The organism is Candidatus Atribacteria bacterium (genome assembly GCA_011056645.1).
Lineage (GTDB): Bacteria > Atribacterota > Phoenicimicrobiia > Phoenicimicrobiales > Phoenicimicrobiaceae > Sediminicultor > Sediminicultor quartus.
The window spans coordinates 1-21,994 of the sequence record DSEL01000125.1 but is presented as its reverse complement, the minus strand read 5'-3'; the positions used below and the strand labels follow the sequence as shown (position 1 = coordinate 21,994).

Genomic DNA, 21,994 nt, shown 5'->3' with positions numbered 1-21,994 from the left:
ATTAACATCTTTTTAGCTTCATTTTAAAACCATTTTCTTTTTATAAAGATTAGCACGCCTATTACTGACAGGGTCAATGAAATACCACAGACCACGATAAAAGAATGAGGGGAATTTTGCAATGGCAAATTTATATTCATGCCATAAATACTTGCTATTAAAGTTGGGATCATTAAAATGATAGTAATTGCGGTCAGAAATTTCACCACGATATTTAAGTTATTCGAAATAACCGAGGCAAATGCATCCATCATACCACTTAGGATGTTACTGTAAACATTACTCATTTCAATAGCCTGTTTATTCTCAATAATCACATCCTCCAGTAAATCTATGTCCTCAGGATTCATTTTTACAATTTCTGTTTTTTGAAGTCTTTCCATCATAAGTTCATTTGACCTCAAAGATGTGGTAAAAAAAACCAAACTTTTTTCTATGTTCAGTAGTTTTATCAGCTCTTCATTCTTCATTGCTTTGTGTAATTCATTTTCAACTATAGTGGTTCTCTTGTTAATTTCTTTTAGATACTTTAAATAAAATAAAGATGTTCTAAGAAATATTTGTAAAAGGAAACGGCTTTTGTTCCCAGTGGAAAAGTTTCTTACCTTGCCACTGATGAAATCCAAAATACTGTCAACTTCTTTGGTGCAAACAGTAATAATTATTTCTTTAGAAAAGCTCATTATTATACCCAACGGTATAGTAGTAAAAGGAATGTCAATCTCTTTTTCTTCGAATAGCGGTACTCTTAAGACAATCAGGATCCAGTCATTCTCTATCTCAATCCTTGCTCTTTCATCGACATCTAATGGGTCTGTTAAAAAATCAAAAGGAACATCTAATTTTTGAGATAATTTCTCTAATTCTCCGTTGGTAGGAGTTGAGACGTTTACCCAGCTATTATTCTCAAACTCAGTGATTTCTTTCAAATTGTTCTGGGTGGTTTTGAATATAGTAACCATTCTATCACCTCACTTACCGCTTAATCTTTGTCTTAAAACTTTGTTATAATTATTATAAACGAAAGAGCACGGTTACTTATTATTACACTTAAAGAATGCTTATTTCCCTTATTGAATCACTTTCACCAATTAAAAAATTATTATTTTTCGATTTCCTTCCTATTTTATATTAATACTACAAAATACTAATAAAATCCTTCTTTCTTTTAAAAATAATTTGGGAACTGGGCAATAATTTCAGTGTAGGAATATTCAAGGCACGAGTCCATGCAAAAGGAAGCAGATTATTTTTTGTTAGCCGCAGGAAGAATAATCATACTTATTACCTACCGTGCACTTGCACTAATAAGTTTCCTCCTTAAACTGTTATTTCTATTCTGTTTCCATCTGGGTCAAGAGCACAACTTTCAAAATATCCATCACCGGTTGTTTGCGGTTCGCTTACAATCGTATACCCATCGGATCGTAGCTTTTCAGTAATTTTAACCACCTTTTCTTTACTGCCAACTGATATAGCAATGTGAATAATTCCTTCATATTGTATCTTGGGATCGTTTAAGTTTTTAGGTACTGATGGCATTTGCATTAATTCAAGACGGGCACTGTTATCAAAAGATAGAAAGTATGAATCAAAATCATTTGATTCATTACGGTATTTTTTCCCTGCTATACAGTTAAAATATTTAATATAGAATCTTTTTAAACGTTCAAGATCTCCTGTCCATATAGCAACATGTTCAATTATCATAACTGACCTCCTTATAGAATACATGGCCAATATTTCACTTAAATAGTTATCAATTTTTCTCCGTTTTGAATAAAACTAATCATCTCCAAAAAAAACCAAGTAGTTTCATCCTTAGACACCTGGGAAAAAGCCAAGTACAAATAGATAATATATCAGCAAGGATTTTACAATCATTTTTTTATATTTTGTCCAAGAGCCTGTCAAGATAAACTGATTTCATCTGTTTACTGGCCATCATTCTTTTTACGGGGGGTAGTTTCAGAATAACCGAAAGCATAGCTGCCATTACCTGGTGGCTGCCAAAAGCCTGGTTATCAAATATCAATTCCTGCAGTTTCCCTTTTTCTATGGCCATCAAGACAATCCGGTGGACTGAATTGACTGGTGTTACCACCTGCTCCTTGCGCCTTTCAAGTGTAATGCTTTTATGGGAGCACACCCTAACACAGACCCCGCATCCCAGGCATATCTCTTCATTTATTTTGACTTTTTTATTAAGTTTCCTGTTGGTCCCATCATCATTCGAAACCCACTCGATAGCAGAAATCGGGCATGTTTTGACGCACTTTCCACAACCACTGCACTTTTCTTCATCAATCCTGGGAATATATGAGGTAGTCTGGACAGGATGGGGTATCCCAATTTTTTTTGCTGTAACCAGGAATTCGCAGCAACAACCGCAGCAGTTGCAGATAAAACTAACCTTGTTCCTGACATTTTCTCCACACTGAACAAGATTGTATTCATAAGCCTTATGTAACAACTCCATACATTCTGAGGCTTCTATTCTTCGGGCATAATTATGCTTTATCAGGAATTTAGAGACATTGTTGAAAGTCATACAGATATCCATAGGAGCATTACAGGCCTTTCCCAGATGCTCTCTTTTATGCCGACAATAGCACATACTGATTCCGATAGATGATGCGGTTTCTATAATATGGCTTGCTTTTTCATAGTCCAGGATGGAAATCAGATTGTCCTTGGATAGTGCTTCCTCCTGTACAAAAGTTCTTCCCAGTAAGGTCTCGCTGCCTAAAAATAAATCCTTCACAAAATCATCCTCAACGTTGAGATACTGGTAAAAGAGTTCCGAAAGCAGTTTTTGATCTAAATCCTCTCTGGTCCTCATCATCGAGAATTCGAAGAATCCTGCCATGGGGGGCGGAAGAGTATATTTTTTCATTCCGTTATGGTCAGAATCGAAAAGAATGGCTCTGCCAGCCAATTCATCTAATACTTTTTCGGAATCGTCTATATCTAATTTCCATATTCGACTGGCCGTTTTAACAGTGAAAGGTTTTATGGGAAGTTGAGAGACCAGCTCCGCTTCCTTTTCACTGAAAAGGAGACTTAATATCTGGTACAATGTCTCAGAAGGAGGGGCTCCCTGAGGAAATCTATTAAGCCTTTCCTCTAATTTTTTATAAGCCGATTTCCCAACTATATGTGACATGGTTTAAACCTGCCTAAAGATTTTTTATATTCTATCCTAAACCTACTATTCTAAAAAGAGTAAATTTAATCCCTATTTTCTCAGCCGAATAAAACATTCGATCGATAATATTCATTTACCAAACAGTAACCTTGCCCTATACTTACCAAAGATTTCTTTGATTGGACTGTACCATACTTATCATTAGAGATAAACTCACATTCTCTATCTCTCAATCTTTACCCCATAAGTATGGTACAGTGTGGAGATTGTCTTTTTTTAACCTTCTATCGTTTCATCGCTTCCCGCCTTAATAATGGGGGCATCTTTTCAATGGCATATCTAAGAGCAGTACGGGGCATGTTCTCTTTATTATTCATTACATAATCAAAAACCTCTTTTTGATGCACTTGACTTGTAACTTTAAGCAACCAGCCATAACCTTTTTGAACCATATCGTCTTGATCTAAAAGTAATCGGTCGCAAATCTCAAAAACATCACTCGTGAAATAGCCCTTTTTGGCAGGAATAATAAGGGACACAGCCGCTGCCCTTTTCATCCAGCGGTTGTTTGAATGAGTCCATTTTTTTAACTTATGAATAAATTCGGGATATTTCATGAGAAAATCTCCCACAGTATGGTTACAAAATGTGTCACACTTTGCCCAGTTATTGATATATCTGTCAATCCAGCCTTTAAATATTCCCCAGTCATTCCGTTCAAACTGATTCGACATTTTGGGTAACCAGGAGCTAACCATATAGGCTTCCTCGCAATAATCCGAAGAAAAAAGTGACTCACATAAAGCAAATATTTCCGGTTTTTTTAAAGTTTTTACTTTTTTCCAAAATTGGCTGGCAATTTTACTACATTCTGCAGTTTTTACACCATAGCACTTGACTTCCTCTTTAAAAAATCGCTGAGAATTTTTTTGAGTTTTTTCATCAATATTTTCTTTTAATGCTTCTCTAATTTTTTGAATGAGTCTATTCATTTATACTTTTCTCACTATAATTTTCTGTAAAAAAATCTGCATATATTTTTCACCAGGTTACTCTTCATTTTCTCCATCATCCACTGTTCCGCCACTCGTTTGCTCAAGAAACCCATGGTGGGGAATGAATGTGCCAAAAACACCACACTATACAATCTAATTTTTTTCTGAATAATTAGTGCCCATTCATTGATCATCTCCCCTGAACCATCACCTACAATAGTTACACCAAAGACTCTACCCAAAGAATTAGCAAATACCTTTACATAACCAACACTTACATTTTCTGCAATAGCAGCACCATAATTTTCGTATTTGGCAATATATGCTTTATATTTAATTCCTTTTTTCTTCAATTCCTCTTCGTTCATACCAACAAATGAAACTTGTGGCTCGGTAAAAACAGTCCAGGGAATTACATAATTTCTATATTTAAAAACTGCAAAAGGACTTACAGCATTCATAATGGCAAACATTCCCTGATGCATGGCAGCATGGGAAAACATCATGCCGCCATTACAATCTCCTACAGCGTAAATATGCTTAACTGATGTTTTATATTCGGAATCTACCTCAATTCCGCCCTTGCTATATTTGACTCCGGCATTATCAAGTTTTAAGGCATCAAGAACAATTTTTCTTCCGGCAGCTATAAGTAATTTCTCTGATTTAAGGCAAACTCCGTCCTCCGTAAATAAAGATATTTTCCCATCCTCGTTCTTTATGCTGGTTATTTTTTTTGAATTATAAACTTCGATGTTCGCTTTATTAAAAATCTTTTTAAGCAAATCTCCGGTCTCCTTATCCCCATTTGGGATAAGAAAATCATCCATCTGTACAATAGTACACTTCGTACCAAGTCGGGTAAATGCCTCTGCCATTTCACAACCAATGGCACCTCCACCGATTATCGTCATGCTCTCTGGAATTTTAGTTAACTGGAATATATTTTGATTGGTCAGGATATCTATATCTGAAATACCCTCAATCGGGGGAACCAGAGGTTCGGTTCCGGTGGCAATAAATATTCTTTGAGCGGTAATGTTTCTATCGCTAACCTTGACCGTATGCGAATCGATAAAGCTTGCCTCTCCCTTGTCTAAAATGAGCTCCACTTTATCAAACATCTTCAATGTTTTTTTCTCCGAGATATAATCTAAATAATCATTTATTTTTGAGAAAGGACTCGTGATGTTCGGCATTAGCCCTTCCGATAAGCCCATTTCTTTAAGCTTTAAAAATGAATGCCTATATTTGGCAATCCTAAGTAGAGACTTACTGGGAATACAACCTACATTCATGCATTCTCCGCCAATTTTATTCTTTTCAATACCGCAGACCTTTAAACCCATTTCAGCCGCCATGACAGAAACAGCCATACCGGCAGGACCTAATCCAATACAAATTAAATCAAAATCATATTTCATATTATTCTCTCCTTATGGTATCCTATCAAATAACTGAGTATAATACATTATCCCATTATATAAAGAGCATGCTGATTGTTCAATTATTTTTTATTTACCTGTTTTGAATAATTCTAAGAAAAAGCTATATAGGATGATTTATTTACGCAAATGAAATTAAAAATAAAATCGCCATTTTCAAGGAAATAAAGATTAATCAATAGGCAAATACAAATTTAATAGATAGAGACTTGCTAAGAATAAAAAAAGTTTCAAAAGATAATCATAGAGGTATAGATAGGTGGTTTGCCTTACCTAGGCCTGACTAATCCTCCCAAAGCCCCACCAACTAATCCTAATAAACCAAAGTAAAGAGTAGATATAAAAATTCCTCCTCCTAAAATAACTCCCATCATCCCTCCTAATGCCCCTCCAAATAATCCACCGGAAGCAATACCGAGAAAACCACCTAAACCAGGAAGGATAAGCAATGCTAATATTCCGCCAAAACTTCCACTCAAAAAACCAGCCAATGCCCCATTTCCGGTTCCTCTAACAATTAATCCGGCGATAAAACCAGCAAGTAACGGACCGAATAAAGGGATAAAACCCAAAAAGGACATAGCTATAATTCCCACTATTACTCCCCAAAACATATCTGACCTCCCTTTTTATTTCTCCTTTTGAAGAAATATTTCCATTTTCTATTTTAAAACAAATACGACAAGGATTCTGAATAATCCTTCTTTTTAAAAGAAAAAGTTTCTAAATTAATGAATTATTTAATCATTAAATCTGCATTATCACAAGAACCGCTCCTACCACATAAGAGTTAATAAAATTTTAATTTTAATTTTATAAAAAGTTAATTTTTGCTTTATAGAGATTTTAGATTATAATACTAAAATGGGTAATAATAAAAGATTTTATGTCTAAATCCATTTTATCTGGAGGTAAATCATGAAGAAAAAACTGCTTATCTTTATGTTTCTATTTTTTGCTATTCTGGTAATAGGAAATATTCAGATTACTGCTCAGGAAATTATAAAATTGGATCCTTCTCAAGCCGTAGAGATGGCATTAGCTAATAATCTTGAATTTCAGAAAGCTCGTTACCAGTTGGAAAATGTAGAAATTGACGCCAAAAAAAATAATGCTGAAAACCTATTAGCCCAATCCAATTTATTAGAAAAGCAAAATGAATTATTACTTTCACAGGAAAAAGAGCAATTTCAACAAAAAAAAGAAGACCTTATTATTCAAGTCATTGATGAATATCTCCAATTGAAATTAGCACAAAAAGACTTGCAAGTTAAAGAAAGAACTTCAGAAATGGAAAAAAATACTCTGGAAGATATAGAACTTCAGGCCAAAGCTGGATATAAAGTTGAACTGGATGTTCTGGAACAGAGTAATATATATTATGATGCATTATTTTCCTTTGAAAGTGCAAAATTAGACTATCAAAAATTACTGGGAAATTTTCGGGTAACCTTAGGATTAAATTCAAAAAGTCAGATAGAGTTAGCCGCAATAAATGTCCCCGATTTTAAAGAAATTAAATTAAATGAAGCATTGCAAAAAGGAAGACAAAATAGTGTGTCATTGCAAATTAATAATCTGCAAATCGATTTGGCCAGTCTGGAATTAGAGAAAAGTAAGGTTTCGGATACTCCGGAGATAGATTTAAAAAAATTGGAAAACAATTTTGAAATAACAAAACTGGACTACCAAATTGCCCAAGAAAATCTGGATTACCAAATACAATCTCAATGGCAAAATTATATGCAAACAAAAAATAACATTATATCAACTCAAAACAGCCTAAACCAAATAAACAAACATAAAACAATCATTAGCAATCAAGTTAAAGCAGGATTGGCAAGCAAAGATGAAGAGCTGTCTGCTATGGTAGGTGTGCTTGAAGCAGAATATCGATTAGCATCTTCAGTCCGTAATTATTATAATGCCCTACTTAATTTACAATCCATCATGGGAAATTTAAATAAGGGAGATATACAATAATGAAATTTAATAAAACCCCATTCATTGTAGCCATTATTATAGCAAGTATTTTACTCTTTCCAAGCGTCTTACAGGCCAAAGATATATCTTTAAAAGAAGCGATCGAATGGGGTATAGAGCATAATTACGATTTAGAAGGAATCAGAAACACCATCGATAGCTTGGAACAAAATTTAAAAATCCTTGATGCGGATAAAGCTTTTCAGGTCGATTTAGATGTTACCCCGGTATGGGATTTTGGAGCGGAGAAAAGTAATAGCAGTCTGTTGACACTTAAAGCTGAAAAAACGATTGCAGACAACTTGAATATTTCAGCTGAAATTTCTTGGAACAAAGATGATTTTGAAGATATGTCTTTCGAGGGGATCGCAAGTAGTGCGAATGCAAGTATCCAAGTCGAAAAACAAATTTACCCTGATTCTTATACCCAGAATGAACAACAAATCTTCCAAACTGAAAATGACTTAAAGAAGAAAGCAGAAGAATTATCCTGGAAGGAAGCAGAAAAACAAATTGATTTTATTGAAAGTTATCTTGCTCTTATCCGTCTAAAAGAAGAAGTAAATATTGCCGATAAAAAGCTTCAGTTAGCCACCGAAGAGTTAAAAAGAGTACAGCAACAGATTAGTTTGGGTGAAGGAGGTTATCAACAGGAAACTGAAGCAAAAATAGCGTTAATGGAAGCTGAGAATCAATCTTTTAATTTAAAACAAAATCTGATTCAACAACAGAATAAATGGTATCTGGAATTGAATCTATCGAAAGATATTCAGATTCAATTTGAGGAAGAACCTGCTTATTTACAAACTTTAAGATCGAACATGGAGCAATTGAATTTAGAGAGTGAAAAACAGGAGATTTTATTCAATCAAGCTTTAGAAAAAAATTACCAGATAAAAAATACTTATTTAGAAAAAGAAGTTCTTTTAAAAGAAGCAGTATGGACAGAAAATGAAGGTAAACCACAAGTAAATATCAATGGCGGATATGACTTTCTCGACAATTACTGGTACGCTATGTTAGATTTATCCTGGAATATCGCTGATGGCGGAGCACAAAAACTAAAAGAAGAAGGAGCTAGAACAACCATCCTTCAAAAAGAAAAAGAACTTGAACAATTAACAAAAATATTACAGCTTGAAATGAATCAAATAATAGATCAAGACCAATATAATCAACTTAATCTACAGGCAAAATTAGCCGCTTTAGAAAAAGAAAAATCTACTAAAAATATTTTAGAAAAACAGTATCAGGAAAAGGTTATCTCTTCCACCCAATGGCAAAATCAACTGATTGCCTTGGAAGAACAAGAACTGAAAGTTAAAGAAGCTCGGGATCTATTATTAGTTAATCGTTTAAGATTAGCCCATTTTTTAGATATATAACGCAAGGAAAGTTGAGGACAAATGAATGACAAAAAAGAAATGGTTCTTATGGATAATTATCATATTAATTTTGGGAGCGGGTATTTTTTTCGGATTAAACTATTGGCAATCCAAATCTGAAATAAACGCGAATTCAGAAAACCAAATTCAATCGGTTGATCCGGCATCAGTAGTTGAGGTGAAATTGGGAAATTTAAAAAAGTCTGTTTCTGCTAGTGGTTTTCTCCAGCCGGTCAATTCCGTCAATCTTAATTTACAAAGCAGCGAAACAACGGGAGGTATTGTTGAAAAAATCCTGGTACATGTCGGTGAATTTGTAGAAGAAGGACAAGAATTGGTTCATTTGAAAGATAAAGAGGAAAGATTAAATTATTTAAAGGCAAAAAATGAATACGAGCTGGCTAAAATTAATGGGTCTCCTAACCTGACTCAAGAAGAAAAGAAGTTAGCTATGGAATTGGCATTGGAAAAACTTAATGCGCGGACTATTCAAGCTCCTTTCTCGGGTAAAATTATTAAGATTTATGTCGAGGAAGGAGATAACATTGAAAAAACAGATGATATTATTTACCTGATTGATGAAACTGCTTACGAAATTGAAGTTTCAATCAGTGAAGTAGATTGCATGGAGGTAGAAGTCGGCCAACAAGCAGAAGTGGAATTAGATATTTTAGATGGAAAGATATTTACCGGTAAAGTAGCTGAAGTAGCAAATTATGCCATTGCAGAAAGTAATGTAGTAACAGTACCGGTAACCATCCGAATGGATGAAGTATCTAAATTCTTTAAACCCGGATTCTCAGCATCAGCAGAAATTACTGTGGGCTCTGCCAAAAATGTTGTACTAATTCCGGTTACCTCTCTTTCCATAGCAGGAGGCAATTCGATGGTTTTAAAAGTTGAAAATGGAAAAGCAGTTCCTACTCCGGTTAAAACCGGAATCAGTGATAGCTATTACCTGGAAGTAACCGAGGGGCTAAAAGAAGGGGATAAAATTATTGTAAACAATTATCAGATGAATACAAGTAGTTCTAATAACAACAGAAATCCCAATAGGGGTGGCTTCCCCATTCCCATGATACGCTAAAAAAGAGGCGAAAAAGTATGACTAAATTAATTCAAATTGAACAATTAAAAAAGACCTATCATTTAGGAAAAGTAAACGTTGAAGCCTTACGAGGTGTATCATTAGAAATTAACGCCGGAGAATTCGTTTCCGTTATGGGACCTTCCGGTTCAGGAAAATCGACCCTGATGCATATCATCGGCTGTTTGGATTATCCTACCGGGGGTAAATACTTTCTTTCCGGTCAAGATGTTACTAAATTGAATGACAATCAACTGGCTTTGTTTCGTAATCAAAAAATTGGATTTGTCTTTCAACAATTTAATTTGCTGCCCAAGGCTACGATTTTAAGAAATGTGGAACTCCCTTTGACTTATAATAAAGCACATTCTCAAAATAAGAAAGAGCTGGCTATTCAAGCATTAAAGGAAGTAGGTTTGGGTGATCGATTAAAACATAAACCCAACGAAATATCGGGAGGGCAAAAACAAAGAGTAGCTATTGCCCGGGCATTAGTAAATCATCCGTCAATCATTTTGGCAGACGAACCGACCGGAAATCTGGATTCAAAAACCGGTCAAGATATTATGAAAATAATAGAACAATTACACCATGAAGGGAATACCATTGTTTTGGTAACCCACGAATCGGAAATTGCCCGATATGCCAATCGGGTCATTCACCTAAAAGATGGTTTAATTGATAGAGATGAGGTGATAGCATGATCCTACAAAGCTTAAAAATTGCCCTGGAGAGCTTATGGGCAAATAAGATGCGCAGCATTCTTTCCATGTTGGGAATTATTATTGGTGTTGGTGCTGTTATTGCCATTGTTTCCGTAGGAACCGGCTCTACTCAACAAGTCACTTCCCGTATTGCTAACCTTGGATCTAATATGATTACCATTTATCCTCGAACACCACGAGGACAGGGAGGAATGATCATGAATGTCAGTTCTCAAGATAAATTTTCACTGGAATTAAGCGATTATATAGATAAATTTTGTCCTTCGGTGATAAAAGTGATTCCGGTAAAGCAGATCAGCGGTAGATTGATTTCAAATGATATAAATGTCAGTGCTAATATATTGGGTACTAATATCAACTATGCCAAAGTTAATAATTACGAAATAAACACGGGTAATTTTATCAGTGAGAATGATGATAAAGAAAGAAGACAGGTCATGGTATTAGGCTCTCAACTAGCTGAAGATTTATTTGAAGATGATGATCCTATTGGTAAAAGAATAAAAGTCAGTTATAACGCGCAAATCTATCTCTTTGACGTCATAGGTGTCATGAAGGAAAAAGGCGGCTCCATGGGTGGAGATCTGGATGACCGAGCTTACATTCCGATATCCGTTGCGATGAAAAAATTAACTAACAGTAATTTTGTTACCAACTATATTGCGCAAGCTGCTTCATCGGAAAAAGCAGCCACTGCTGTCAGTGAATTAGAAAATTTCATGGTTAAATTTTTAGATGATGAAGAGCAGGAACAATTCAGGATTATCAGTCAGGATGAGATTCTTGATACAGTGAGCTCGGTCACCGAAACCATGAGCATCATGCTTGGCGGAATTGCTGCTATTTCCCTCTTAGTTGGTGGGATTGGAATTATGAATATTATGCTGGTTTCGGTAACCGAACGAACCAGGGAAATCGGTGTACGAAAAGCATTGGGTGCCAGAAATGCACATATCTTATTTCAATTCCTGATGGAGTCATTAAATTTAAGTAGTTTCGGCGGGATTTTAGGCATTGGATTTGGATGGATAGCAGCCTATTTTTTATCCCAATATGGTAATTGGCCGATGGTTATTGCACCTCTTTCCGTCGGACTGGCCTTTGGTTTTGCTCTATTTATCGGTATTTTCTTTGGACTTTATCCAGCAATGAAGGCAGCAAAGATGAACCCGGTGGATGCCTTAAGATATGAATAAATAAAAAGACTGCCAATACCCTGGGGTTTAAAATAAGGAGTATTTACTTTATTTTTAAATAATCACCTTATTTCCTGGGAGTATTTGGCTTTTTTTATTAAATATAGTTAGAAATTTTTTTCAAAAAGCACTAAATTAATTTGCAATAAAAATATTATTAATTATAATAACTAAGAGTACTTTAAAATTGGAAGGAGAGATATTATTGGCAAAATTACCTGATTTTAATAAAAATAATTTCAAAAATAATAAATATTTTAGAAATATTGGTTTGTATCTATTGGTTCTGCTTATTTCAGTAACCATTTTCAGTTCACTTTTTAATCATGTATCAACCGTTCAGGAACTCACCTATTCGCAATTTTTAAAAGAAGTTGAGGCGAATAAGATCTCAAGTGTAACTATCATGGGAAAAGCCATTAGTGGCCGTTTCGTCAATGGCGAAGAGTTTACTACTTATTCCCCTGATGATCCGGAAATAATAAATATTCTTCGAAATAAAAATGTGGTAATAGAAGCCAAACCGCCAGTACAGCCTCCTTGGTGGATGAATTTGCTTTCTTCTATCTTTCCTATCGCTTTAATAATAGGTGTGTGGATTTTTATAATGAGAAGGATGCAAGGCGGAAACAATAATGCCATGTCCTTCGGTAAGAGTAAAGCCAAGCGCTTGAGTAACGATATACCTAAGGTCACTTTTAAGGATGTGGCAGGTATCGATGAAGCCAAAGAGGAAGTAGAAGAAGTTATCGAATTCTTAAAGAATCCGGCAAAATTCAAAAAATTAGGAGCCAAGATCCCTCGAGGACTTTTACTTTACGGCCCTCCGGGTTCCGGAAAGACTTTACTTGCCCGGGCTATCGCCGGAGAAGCGGGAGTTCCTTTTTTTAGTATCAGCGGATCCGACTTCGTGGAAATGTTTGTGGGTGTCGGTGCCTCCAGAGTACGCGATCTATTCAAACAGGCTAAGGCAAGCAGTCCCTGTATTATCTTTATGGACGAGATTGACGCCGTAGGTAGACACCGGGGTGCAGGATTAGGTGGAGGGCATGATGAGAGAGAACAAACCTTAAACCAATTATTAGTAGAAATGGATGGTTTTGACCAGACTACCGAGATTATATTAATTGCCGCAACCAATCGTCCAGATATATTAGACCCGGCGCTTTTAAGACCCGGGAGATTCGATAGACGGATTGTTATCGACCGACCAGATATCAATGGCCGGGAAGCCATTCTAAAAGTCCATGCTCGGGGAAAACCCTTAGCTGAAGGAGTAGATATAGAAGTATTAGCCCGCAGAACCCCAGGATTTTTAGGCTCCGATTTGGCCAATATGGTAAACGAAGCAGCACTCCTTGCTTCCCGAAAAAATAAGAAAGAAATTGAAATGGAAGATTTTGAAGCAGCTATAGACAGGGTCATAGCTGGACCGGAACGCAAAAGTCGCTTGATGAGCGACAAAGAGAAAGAAATTGTAGCCTATCATGAATCTGGACATGCACTGGTAGCTAAGCTTCTACCCAACTGTGATCCGGTACATAAGGTTTCCATCATTCCCAGAGGGGATGTAGCCCTCGGCTATACCCTGCAGCTGCCTACCCAAGACCGCTATCTGATCAGCAAAGCGGAACTACTTGATCGCCTGACTGTCCTTTTAGGAGGTAGGGTGGCTGAAGATCTGATCTTTCAAGATGTTACCACCGGTGCACAAAATGATCTGGAACAGGCTACTAAGGTTGCCCGGCAAATGATCACCGAATACGGAATGAGTGAATCTCTGGGTCCAGTGACTCTCGGGAGGAAGGAACATCAGGTCTTTTTAGGAAAAGATATCTCACAGGAGAGAGATTATAGCGAAGAGGTTGCCAACAAGATCGATAAGGAAATCAGAACGATTATTGACACCACCTATGCCAGAGCCAAAGAGATCCTATCCAAAAATAAACGCAAACTGAAGAATATCGCTACTAATTTGATTAAAAGAGAGACTCTGGAAGGAACGGAACTGGATTTACTTTTAAATGGAGCAAGGTTAGCAAGTGTAACAAAATAAAAATTAGAAATAAAATTATCATACAATGCTTAAAAAAATAACCCGCTGGCAAATTATTTACCAGCGGGTTATTTTTTTAAGCATTAAAGCGATAACCAGACCCCCAAAGGGTTTCAATATAATGTGGACTCTGAGGATCTTTTTCAATTTTGTCCCGTATTTTTTTAATATGGACGGCAATAGTAGTAATATCTCCGTAAGAATCATTCCCCCATATCCTATCATAGATAGTTTCTTTACTAAAAACAATATTAGGATTAGATGCCAGGAAGTTTAATATGTCAAATTCTTTAGTGGTAAGAATTATTTTCTTACCGGCAAAATAAACCTGACGAGCGGTTTGATTAATGACTAAATCTTTGATGTGAATTTCTTTGCTTGCCGTACCAAGTTGTCCAGTGAGCCGCTCAAATCGGGATAAATGGGCTTTCACTCGAGCCACTAGTTCACTTGGACTAAATGGCTTACTGATATAATCATCCGCCCCTAATCCAAGACCACGAATTTTATCAATATCTTCTCCCTTGGCAGAAATAATGAGGATGGGAATATTTTTTTCCTTTCTAATTTTCTTACAAATATCAAAACCGTCCATATCAGGCAGCATTAAATCTAATAAGATAAGGTCATAATTGTAGGCTAGAGCCTGATTCAATCCCTCTCTGCCATTATTTTTGATATCAACCTGAAAGCCATCAATTTCCAGATAATCTCTTTCCAGTTCAGCGATGCTTTGCTGGTCCTCAATTATTAATATCTTTTTCATTATTTTTTCTCCGTTTTTATCATTTTCGAAAAACCATGAGTTTTCTTCAAGGTAAAGAAAATACTGGTGCCCTTTCCTTCCTGACTTTTTGCCCAAACTCTACCTTCATGACTCATGACTATTTCTTTGGCAATATAAAGACCTAAACCGGTTCCACTTGAATTGGTAGACCTGGCTTTATCGGCTTTATAAAACCGTTCAAATATATTTTTTAACGATTTTTCCGGTATTCCCTGGCCATTATCCTGAATTTCTATTTGAGCTTCTTCTCTTTTTTCAATTAATTTAATAGAAATAGTGGGGTTGATACTTGTCTTATGATTTACAGCATTATTGATAATATTTAAAATGACCCTTTTTACTTTTTCTCTATCAACATAAACCTTTTCTTGTTCATTATAATCGGCATCAAATTTCAAGGTAATTCCTTTTTCAGTTAAATAAAATTTTAATTCTTCAACACAATCGGTTAAATAGGCCTTGATATCAATCGGCACAAAATTTAAAGGAAGTTCTTTTAATTCTAATTCTGATAACAAGAATAATTCGTTAATCAATGATTCCATATTTACCGTATTTTGGTATATGGTTTTAAGATATTTATCTTTTTTCTCTTTGGAGCTGGGGATGCCGTCTATAATTCCTTCAATATAACCCTTTATCGTGGTAATGGGAGTTTTCAAATCATGTGATATATTCGAAATCAATTCATTACGGTTATTTTCATATTTCTTTTTTATTTTCTCGGTTTCCTTTAATTGTTTTCTGGTTTCTTCAAAGGTTCTTGATAAATCTCCGATTTCATTTTTTGCGGAGGTGTTTATTTTAAAATCATAATTACCTTTTCTAATTTGCAGGGCGGCATTCTCCAATTGAGTCAGCGGTTTAACGATATTTTTAGATAATATATAAGTAGTGATTGTGCTGATGATAATAATGGCCAAAAGAAAAAGAATCAAAATAAGGAAAACCGAATAACGAAATTGTGCCAAATTTTCTAAGGTAGAACTAACATCACAAACAATTAAAGCTTCTCCTTTGGATTCATCAGGGAAGTTAAAATCTAACTTTTCCAGATATATATTTTCACTAAATTGAATAATTTGCTTATTCGGAAATGACTGAATGTGTGAATTGATTGCTTCTTTATCTAAATCAAGGCTTAAGAGAAAAGGAGAATGGTAAAGTATTTCATTGTTTTTTCGGATAATAATGCCGCCATTAGATGCATTCATAAAAGCATCCAATTGCTGCATATATTTAACATCTTCTAATGCTTCAGGGCTTTCTCTCAATACACGACCAACCATCCTATCTGCTATGCGTAATTCTCTTTCTAAAAGATCAAAATACCTTCCGGATTCTTGTTCCCTCCCAAAATCTTTGGGAGGAAAACCAAACTTAGAAATATTTTGATAATTTTTACCGATAAGAATACTCACAATAATTAATAAAATAATGGTTATTATAATGGTAATAACATTTGAAAGCCATAGTTGTTTTCTAATAATCATTTTTTAATATCATCCATATCATTTAGATTTAAAATAATCCACTTTATTGAAAAAAGCGATTACTTTTGTAGTTGAATCAATCTTCTATATTGAAAAATATATATTTGCCTTATTGCATTATAATTTATGTTTTTAAAAATAATATTAACAATTTATTAAAAGATTATAAATTTCAAATTAAAAAAGAATAATTGGGAAAAAATAAATTCCAAGACTTCTATATTTATAAAAGTTAAATTTCGATTTTACTTTAATATTTATTTAGAGGATCTATCGGCTGATGAAAGAGCATCATCTATTGGCTATTAAAAATAATCGATGCAAAGCCAAAAAAAGGTTTTTGTACAAAATGTGAGTTACAAAGTAAAATGCTCGTTAGTATTAAGAATAAAAAAAGAAATAAAATAATTTATTAAATAGTGGAAGAAATAAGATTTTTTTCCTTTATTTATTAAAATTTAAATTTTTTCTCTTTGACAGTATTTTGTTTTTTTTAACTTCCAATAAAAGCTTTTCTAATTTCTTAGTTTTATCTACTAAAATTTTTGAGCCATCAGAAACTACTCGAAAGGTTCCACTATCAACTGGTATTTCTGCCCATTCTGCGGAAGTGATTCCAAATTCTACTTCTATCCCATTTTTATACCAAGTTCTAATTGATGTTGCTCCGCCCCAATATTCTATTTCATACTTTTCAATTTCCCTAAATTCTTTTAACTAGTCTAAATTATTAACATATTTCTTAGGGTCATTGAAAATCAGAATTAAATCAATATCGGAATCTTGATGAGCTTTATTTCTTGCGTAAGAACCAACCAGCAATAAGGAATCAAGATCATTATTTCTATAAGCCCAGTTTTTTGTTTCTTTTAGTAAATTTTGTACCATATTTAGCTCCAAAAAAGATAATAAAAGAGATAGGGCATCAGTCTTCCATAAGCTTATATGTAGTATCCCTAGATATAATCAAAGAATTCCCTATTCCTACATTGTCTCAAGGCAACCTTTTTCCCTTTGACACCTTCAGAGTTATTGCACTATCATAAGAAAAGAAAGGATATAACTATTGTTACCGCTTTATTCTTAGAAGGTTTTAAATATGAATGCTTTAACAGATAGTTTGAAAAAGTGTATTTTATTTAAGGATATGGAGCATGAAGATCTTTCTAATTTTTTGAATATGTCTAATTATATCATAAAAAAATATCCCCAAGGAAATATAGTGGTCATTAAGGTTAAGATGCTTTCCCTGGAAAACATCAGAAAAAAGATTGAAAATTTTTTAGTGGAAGAATACAAGAAACGAAGGAGTAATATTATAAAAGTATCTCTCTCCAGAAAAGAGATAGCCGAACATATGGGGATTCAACGGCCTTCCTTGTCAAGAGAGCTCATTAAAATGAAGAAAGAAGGATAACATATCGAATTCGATAAAAAAGTTATCATAATCAAAGATGTCGGGACTTTGAGTAAATTTTAGCTATTGAAGAAAAAGATTTTTTAAAAGGAATAGATAAAACCGGCTTCAATGGTCATTTTTGGCTTTTCTTGAATTCCTCCTATTAAACCGGGTCCAAAGAGGGTATTTTCTTTTCCGCTGAAGTAGGCGAAGCTGCAATTAAAGGCAAGGCTGTTACTAATTTGATTAGAATAATTTGGCATGATGATGGTGCTAAAATCATTTAAACTAGTAATTGTAAATAAGCTAATAGCAGAAAATTCATTAATGTCATAGGATGTCCTGGTTAAAAAAAGATTGGCATTTGATTCTGAATCCAAGCCGCTATCAAGTAATGCCAATGAACCCAGTAAAGAGGATAATCTTTCCTCCTTTATGGAAAGATATTCCAATTGGAAATAAATTTTACTTCCCGATTCAAAATAATAACTGTAATCCCCTCCAGTTAAAAAGGAAAAATCTCCGCTATTGATGTCTTCGAAATTATATCCTATGGCTCCATATATCCCGAAAGGACCCAGGTCTCCTTTGGCACTGAAACCGATTCTTTGGCTGACCGGACTCATTATTTCTGTGTTATTTTGCTCTGCTTCACGGACATAATTCAGGGTAAGATCATACCCCTCCAACATTGTTCTCCCTCTTAATCCCCATTTCATATTCTCAAAACCATTGGGAAAGGCAGTAATTACCGTAATACTTGAATTCCAATTTATGGGGTAATAGGCTTCTATGGCATTCTGATATTTTGAACCGGTCTCTTCATCCATTACCATCGACCCTAATGTAAAATCAATCGGATTAAGCATCGAACCGAAAGACCAGGATATCGGCTGACGTCCCGCAGTAAGTTGCAATTTCTCAAACTTATGCCTGAAATAAAGTTTTTTAAACATAAAATCCAATCGGCCGGTAGTTGGATTATTGTATAAATAAACTGCTGATTTGATTTGATTGTCATCGAAAGGGGGAATATATAATTCTAAATCCAAACTTCCCTTAGGGTATGCAAGAGTTTCACTTTCTCGAAACAATACGCCGGATAAGGTCATATTTATTTCTCCACCGATGTCTAATTTGGCAAAAGTTGTAGTAGTGCTGAATAATAAAATAAACAACATGATTAAAATAATTATAGAAAAGTATTTTTCCCTTCTCAATGTTTACTCCTGGTCAATTTCTTTTATCGCGCCGAAACTAATGACAACATTTTTTATACTTATATTTTCCGCTCGCCATTTTTACCTTAAATTCTGTAGGGAAAATGTTCCTTCGGGAATTTCCGGATCGAATTCTATCTTGATAATTTTGAATCCGGTGTAAGTATCTTTCCTTAATTTATTCTCCATAACCGAATCAATAGGAATCCATCGTCCTTCAATCTCCTGCATTTCATTTAATTTGGTTTCTTTTAATAATTTTCCACTTTGAGTATACAATTCTTCCTGTAGACCGATGAATCTTTCTTTGTCTACCCAACTTACTCGACGATAATAGGACACTTTTACCCCTTCTCTAGCAACACCTTCCAATACATAACAAAGACGGTCATTAACTTCTTCTTCACCGATAATTTTAAAATCGTATAGGTCAGTTAATTTATCTGATTCCATGACATCTTGATAGGAAAAATCACTTCCCATCATCCCCTGATTTAACATATGCCCGGATATTTTAACAATATCTTCAGCATCAGGAAAAAACATCCATAAATCATCCTCTCTTTTAAGAAATTTTGTCCCCCTGTCTTGCGAATTGGTAAATTCAACTAAAGAATCTTTCTTATCACTCAAGGCAATCATAGTTTTGGTTATTTTACGACCACCACTAACAATTATCATCTCTGCTTCTATTCGAACTGAATCAAAATATTCATTATTATCTCTCTTATTAATTATCTCTTCAGCGGTCATCTCTAAAGCAGTTGCTATGATTACACCTGAAAACAAAATGTATAACATTGTTCCTATCAGTAAAAAAACTTTAACTTTTCGCATTCTTATCTCTCCTTTCTATTTTTCACTACCCTCCCAATCCTTCCCTCTCAAGGAGGAGGAAAGTAGGAATAGTAGACAATAGGCTTGTTCTATCTTTTATTAAGTTATTGTAGAGGTCGGATTCATCTGACCTATCTTTTGCGGGTTCGATAAATCGAACCTCTACATCGAAACAACAAAAATATTTTTTATGTTTTTTCTATGGGCAGACACAAGGTCTGCCCCTACATATTACTTATCACTCATTACTCGTCACTTGTTTTCCTACATCTGTCTAAGCGCTTCGGTGGGTTCAAGCTTGACAGCTTTTCTCGCCGGGATCACACAGGCAATAGTAACCACAATCACCCCCAACACAAAACAAAAAACAAGATTTTCTAAACTAAAGACGGTGTAATAAATTGACTCCATCATAAAATCACTTCCAGTCATTCCCTCCATAGCCTCGGTATAATCAATTCCGACAACCGAGAAAACCTTAGTTAATATTCCACCCAATATTGTGCCAATAGCACTACCAAATATCCCAATAATTGCTCCTTCCATGGTAAAAAGGTACAATATTTCCCTACTTTTCAAACCCAGGGCACTCATCATACCAATTTCCCGGGTACGTTCATTAACAATCATAATCAATGTATTCACTAATACAAAACAGGCTAATATGATGATAAAAATATAGATAAAATTATATATCTGCTTTGCAATATCAAAAAACCCGATGAGTTCGTAATCCTTATTCCAAAGCTGCAAGGCATATTTTCCGGATTTATCTTCCTGGGAAAATAAGTTATTGAGACTGGGTAAAATCGAAGCGGCTTTACGGTAATGTGAAGTAATTAAAAGTAATTCTGTTACTTCGTCAGGCATCTCTAAAATTCTCTGGGCTTGATCCAAAGGAAGATAGAAAATAGTATCATTTAAAAAGGGAACATCGCTATGGGTCTTTCCTATAATCTGAAAAGTAGAACCTTTAAAGGAACCAAAAGGGGTACTATATAAAATAGTAACTTTATCTCCTACATTACGCTCAATTTTTTCTAATAACCCGGCTCCCATTACGATTTCTCTGCTACCAGGGTTAATCATTCTTCCTTCCACTATTTTTTCATCTATCTTGGTAAATGCTATTTCTTCAGTAGGGTCAACTCCCCAACCCATCATTCTTACCAGTTCATCATCCATACTTACCACAGCTCCGAATTTAAGCCGCGGAACTACCTGTTTTACTCCTTCTACCTGTCTTAGTTTTTCAACCATTGCTGAGGTTCCTTCGTCGTTAAATCCGTCCAGAGTATAATTTAGGGAAAGAAGACGCTCTTTTAACTTATATTCTTTATCTATCACTCGTATATGACCGGCTTTATACTTGATATGATTTTCAAAAGTCGATTCTATCATACCGCTAATTAATCCGCGGGCAAAAACCACGGCAATAATGGCAATAGCAATTGCTATTATTGAAACCGATGTTCTAAGTTTGGATCTTGATAGATTTTTCTTGGCTAAATTCCATAAAAATTTCATTTTTTACCTCCTTATCGATGATAGATTGCTTTTACCGGATCTTTATGTGCCGCCCAAAATGCAGGAAATATGCTGGATAAAAGAGCAACGATAATACCCAGGATAAACAAGAAACTAAAAGCTGAATAATTCCAAACACCGTAAATTTTATCGAGAATGGGAATGCCGAATTCAGACATATCTCCACCCATATAGCTCAAATCAAAACCATATTTTGCCATATAGCTTATGCCGGCAAATCCAATCAAACATCCGGCTAATCCCCCAAGAATACCTATTCCGGTTGCCTCTACCATAAAGACAAAAACAATCTCCCATTCTCTCATTCCCAAAGCTTTCATCATACCTATTTCTGATGTCCTCTCCAAGGCAGAGAGAATCACATTATTAATAATACCTATCATGCCGATAAGAAGAACGACTGATAGAATAGTGGCAATTCCACTCTTTTTGGCAGTACTTAAAGCAATCACTGTTTCAGCAAACTCTTCCCAGGAATATGCTTTTAAACTCAAATCTTTCTGCTTAAAATTTTCAGTTAATAGTTTTTTTGTTTTCTCTTCGTTTTGGGAAGATGCTTTTAATCTTATCATACTAATCCCATTTCCCACATTCAAAGCCTGTTGGGCAATTTCCAAAGGAACAAAAACCACACTATTATTAATCATGGGATTGGGAGTATTCACCAATCCTCCTATTTCCATATCGATG

Annotated in this window: 20 protein-coding genes; 7 read left to right on the top strand and 13 right to left on the bottom strand. The window is 34.9% G+C overall.

The window, feature by feature from the left end; all coding sequences use genetic code 11:
• Positions 1 to 23: 23 nt before the first annotated feature.
• The 6 genes from ENO17_05185 to ENO17_05160 form a co-directional block, all read right to left on the bottom strand.
• Positions 24 to 962, bottom strand: a complete 939-nt coding sequence (locus ENO17_05185; protein HER24425.1) for a magnesium transporter CorA family protein — start codon at positions 960 to 962, stop codon at positions 24 to 26.
• Between the two features lie 358 nt (positions 963 to 1,320).
• Positions 1,321 to 1,710: a glyoxalase/bleomycin resistance/extradiol dioxygenase family protein gene (locus tag ENO17_05180; GenBank protein HER24424.1), complete on the bottom strand. Its 390-nt coding sequence runs from the start codon at positions 1,708 to 1,710 to the stop codon at positions 1,321 to 1,323.
• A 178-nt stretch (positions 1,711 to 1,888) separates the two neighbouring features.
• Positions 1,889 to 3,166: a 4Fe-4S dicluster domain-containing protein gene (locus ENO17_05175; GenBank protein ID HER24423.1), complete on the bottom strand. Its 1,278-nt coding sequence runs from the start codon at positions 3,164 to 3,166 to the stop codon at positions 1,889 to 1,891.
• A gap of 266 nt (positions 3,167 to 3,432) precedes the next feature.
• A complete protein-coding gene (locus ENO17_05170) occupies positions 3,433 to 4,140 on the bottom strand; it encodes a DNA alkylation repair protein (protein HER24422.1) in 708 nt (235 codons plus the stop codon).
• A 14-nt stretch (positions 4,141 to 4,154) separates the two neighbouring features.
• On the bottom strand, positions 4,155 to 5,567 hold the full coding sequence (locus ENO17_05165) for an NAD(P)/FAD-dependent oxidoreductase (protein HER24421.1): 1,413 nt from the start codon (positions 5,565 to 5,567) through the stop codon (positions 4,155 to 4,157).
• A gap of 290 nt (positions 5,568 to 5,857) precedes the next feature.
• Positions 5,858 to 6,202, bottom strand: coding sequence for a hypothetical protein (locus ENO17_05160; protein HER24420.1), 345 nt, complete (start codon positions 6,200 to 6,202; stop codon positions 5,858 to 5,860).
• Between the two features lie 304 nt (positions 6,203 to 6,506).
• Between ENO17_05160 and ENO17_05155 the strand changes: the two genes are divergently transcribed.
• The 6 genes from ENO17_05155 (at position 6,507) to ENO17_05130 (ending at position 14,020) form a co-directional block, all read left to right on the top strand.
• Positions 6,507 to 7,571: a TolC family protein gene (locus tag ENO17_05155; GenBank protein ID HER24419.1), complete on the top strand. Its 1,065-nt coding sequence runs from the start codon at positions 6,507 to 6,509 to the stop codon at positions 7,569 to 7,571.
• Positions 7,571 to 8,956, top strand: coding sequence for a hypothetical protein (locus ENO17_05150; protein HER24418.1), 1,386 nt, complete (start codon positions 7,571 to 7,573; stop codon positions 8,954 to 8,956). The genes ENO17_05155 and ENO17_05150 overlap by 1 nt, the downstream gene beginning before the upstream one ends.
• Before the next feature lie 25 nt (positions 8,957 to 8,981).
• Positions 8,982 to 10,043, top strand: a complete 1,062-nt coding sequence (locus ENO17_05145; protein HER24417.1) for an efflux RND transporter periplasmic adaptor subunit — start codon at positions 8,982 to 8,984, stop codon at positions 10,041 to 10,043.
• A 17-nt stretch (positions 10,044 to 10,060) separates the two neighbouring features.
• Positions 10,061 to 10,747, top strand: a complete 687-nt coding sequence (locus tag ENO17_05140) for an ABC transporter ATP-binding protein (protein HER24416.1) — start codon at positions 10,061 to 10,063, stop codon at positions 10,745 to 10,747.
• The gene (locus tag ENO17_05135; protein HER24415.1) at positions 10,744 to 11,964 is read left to right on the top strand and encodes an FtsX-like permease family protein; all 1,221 of its coding nucleotides are present in this window, start codon (positions 10,744 to 10,746) and stop codon (positions 11,962 to 11,964) included. Before ENO17_05140 ends, ENO17_05135 begins: the two co-directional genes overlap by 4 nt.
• A gap of 205 nt (positions 11,965 to 12,169) precedes the next feature.
• Entirely contained in the window at positions 12,170 to 14,020 is a 1,851-nt protein-coding gene (locus tag ENO17_05130; protein HER24414.1) for an ATP-dependent metallopeptidase FtsH/Yme1/Tma family protein, read from the top strand.
• Between the two features lie 76 nt (positions 14,021 to 14,096).
• Here ENO17_05130 and ENO17_05125 read toward each other — a convergent pair whose 3' ends face one another.
• From ENO17_05125 to ENO17_05115, 3 genes are all read right to left on the bottom strand, one after another.
• A complete protein-coding gene (locus ENO17_05125) occupies positions 14,097 to 14,786 on the bottom strand; it encodes a response regulator transcription factor (protein ID HER24413.1) in 690 nt (229 codons plus the stop codon).
• Positions 14,786 to 16,300, bottom strand: coding sequence for a HAMP domain-containing histidine kinase (locus ENO17_05120; protein HER24412.1), 1,515 nt, complete (start codon positions 16,298 to 16,300; stop codon positions 14,786 to 14,788). Before ENO17_05120 ends, ENO17_05125 begins: the two co-directional genes overlap by 1 nt.
• Positions 16,301 to 17,017: 717 nt before the next feature.
• Entirely contained in the window at positions 17,018 to 17,188 is a 171-nt protein-coding gene (locus ENO17_05115) for a nucleotidyltransferase domain-containing protein (GenBank protein ID HER24411.1), read from the bottom strand.
• A gap of 211 nt (positions 17,189 to 17,399) precedes the next feature.
• On the opposite strand from ENO17_05115, the gene ENO17_05110 reads away from it, so the two are divergent.
• Positions 17,400 to 17,717 (top strand): helix-turn-helix domain-containing protein, encoded by a 318-nt coding sequence (locus ENO17_05110; protein ID HER24410.1) that lies wholly within the window; start codon positions 17,400 to 17,402, stop codon positions 17,715 to 17,717.
• Positions 17,718 to 17,800: 83 nt separating this feature from the next.
• Here the strand turns inward: ENO17_05110 and ENO17_05105 are convergent, their stop codons facing one another.
• The 4 genes from ENO17_05105 to ENO17_05090 form a co-directional block, all read right to left on the bottom strand.
• Positions 17,801 to 18,919, bottom strand: coding sequence for a hypothetical protein (locus ENO17_05105; protein HER24409.1), 1,119 nt, complete (start codon positions 18,917 to 18,919; stop codon positions 17,801 to 17,803).
• An 81-nt stretch (positions 18,920 to 19,000) separates the two neighbouring features.
• Positions 19,001 to 19,756, bottom strand: coding sequence for an outer membrane lipoprotein-sorting protein (locus tag ENO17_05100; protein HER24408.1), 756 nt, complete (start codon positions 19,754 to 19,756; stop codon positions 19,001 to 19,003).
• Between the two features lie 264 nt (positions 19,757 to 20,020).
• On the bottom strand, positions 20,021 to 21,283 hold the full coding sequence (locus ENO17_05095; GenBank protein ID HER24407.1) for an ABC transporter permease: 1,263 nt from the start codon (positions 21,281 to 21,283) through the stop codon (positions 20,021 to 20,023).
• An 11-nt stretch (positions 21,284 to 21,294) separates the two neighbouring features.
• Positions 21,295 to 21,994 (bottom strand): FtsX-like permease family protein (locus ENO17_05090; GenBank protein ID HER24406.1); only part of this gene is annotated, 700 nt, incomplete at its 5' end.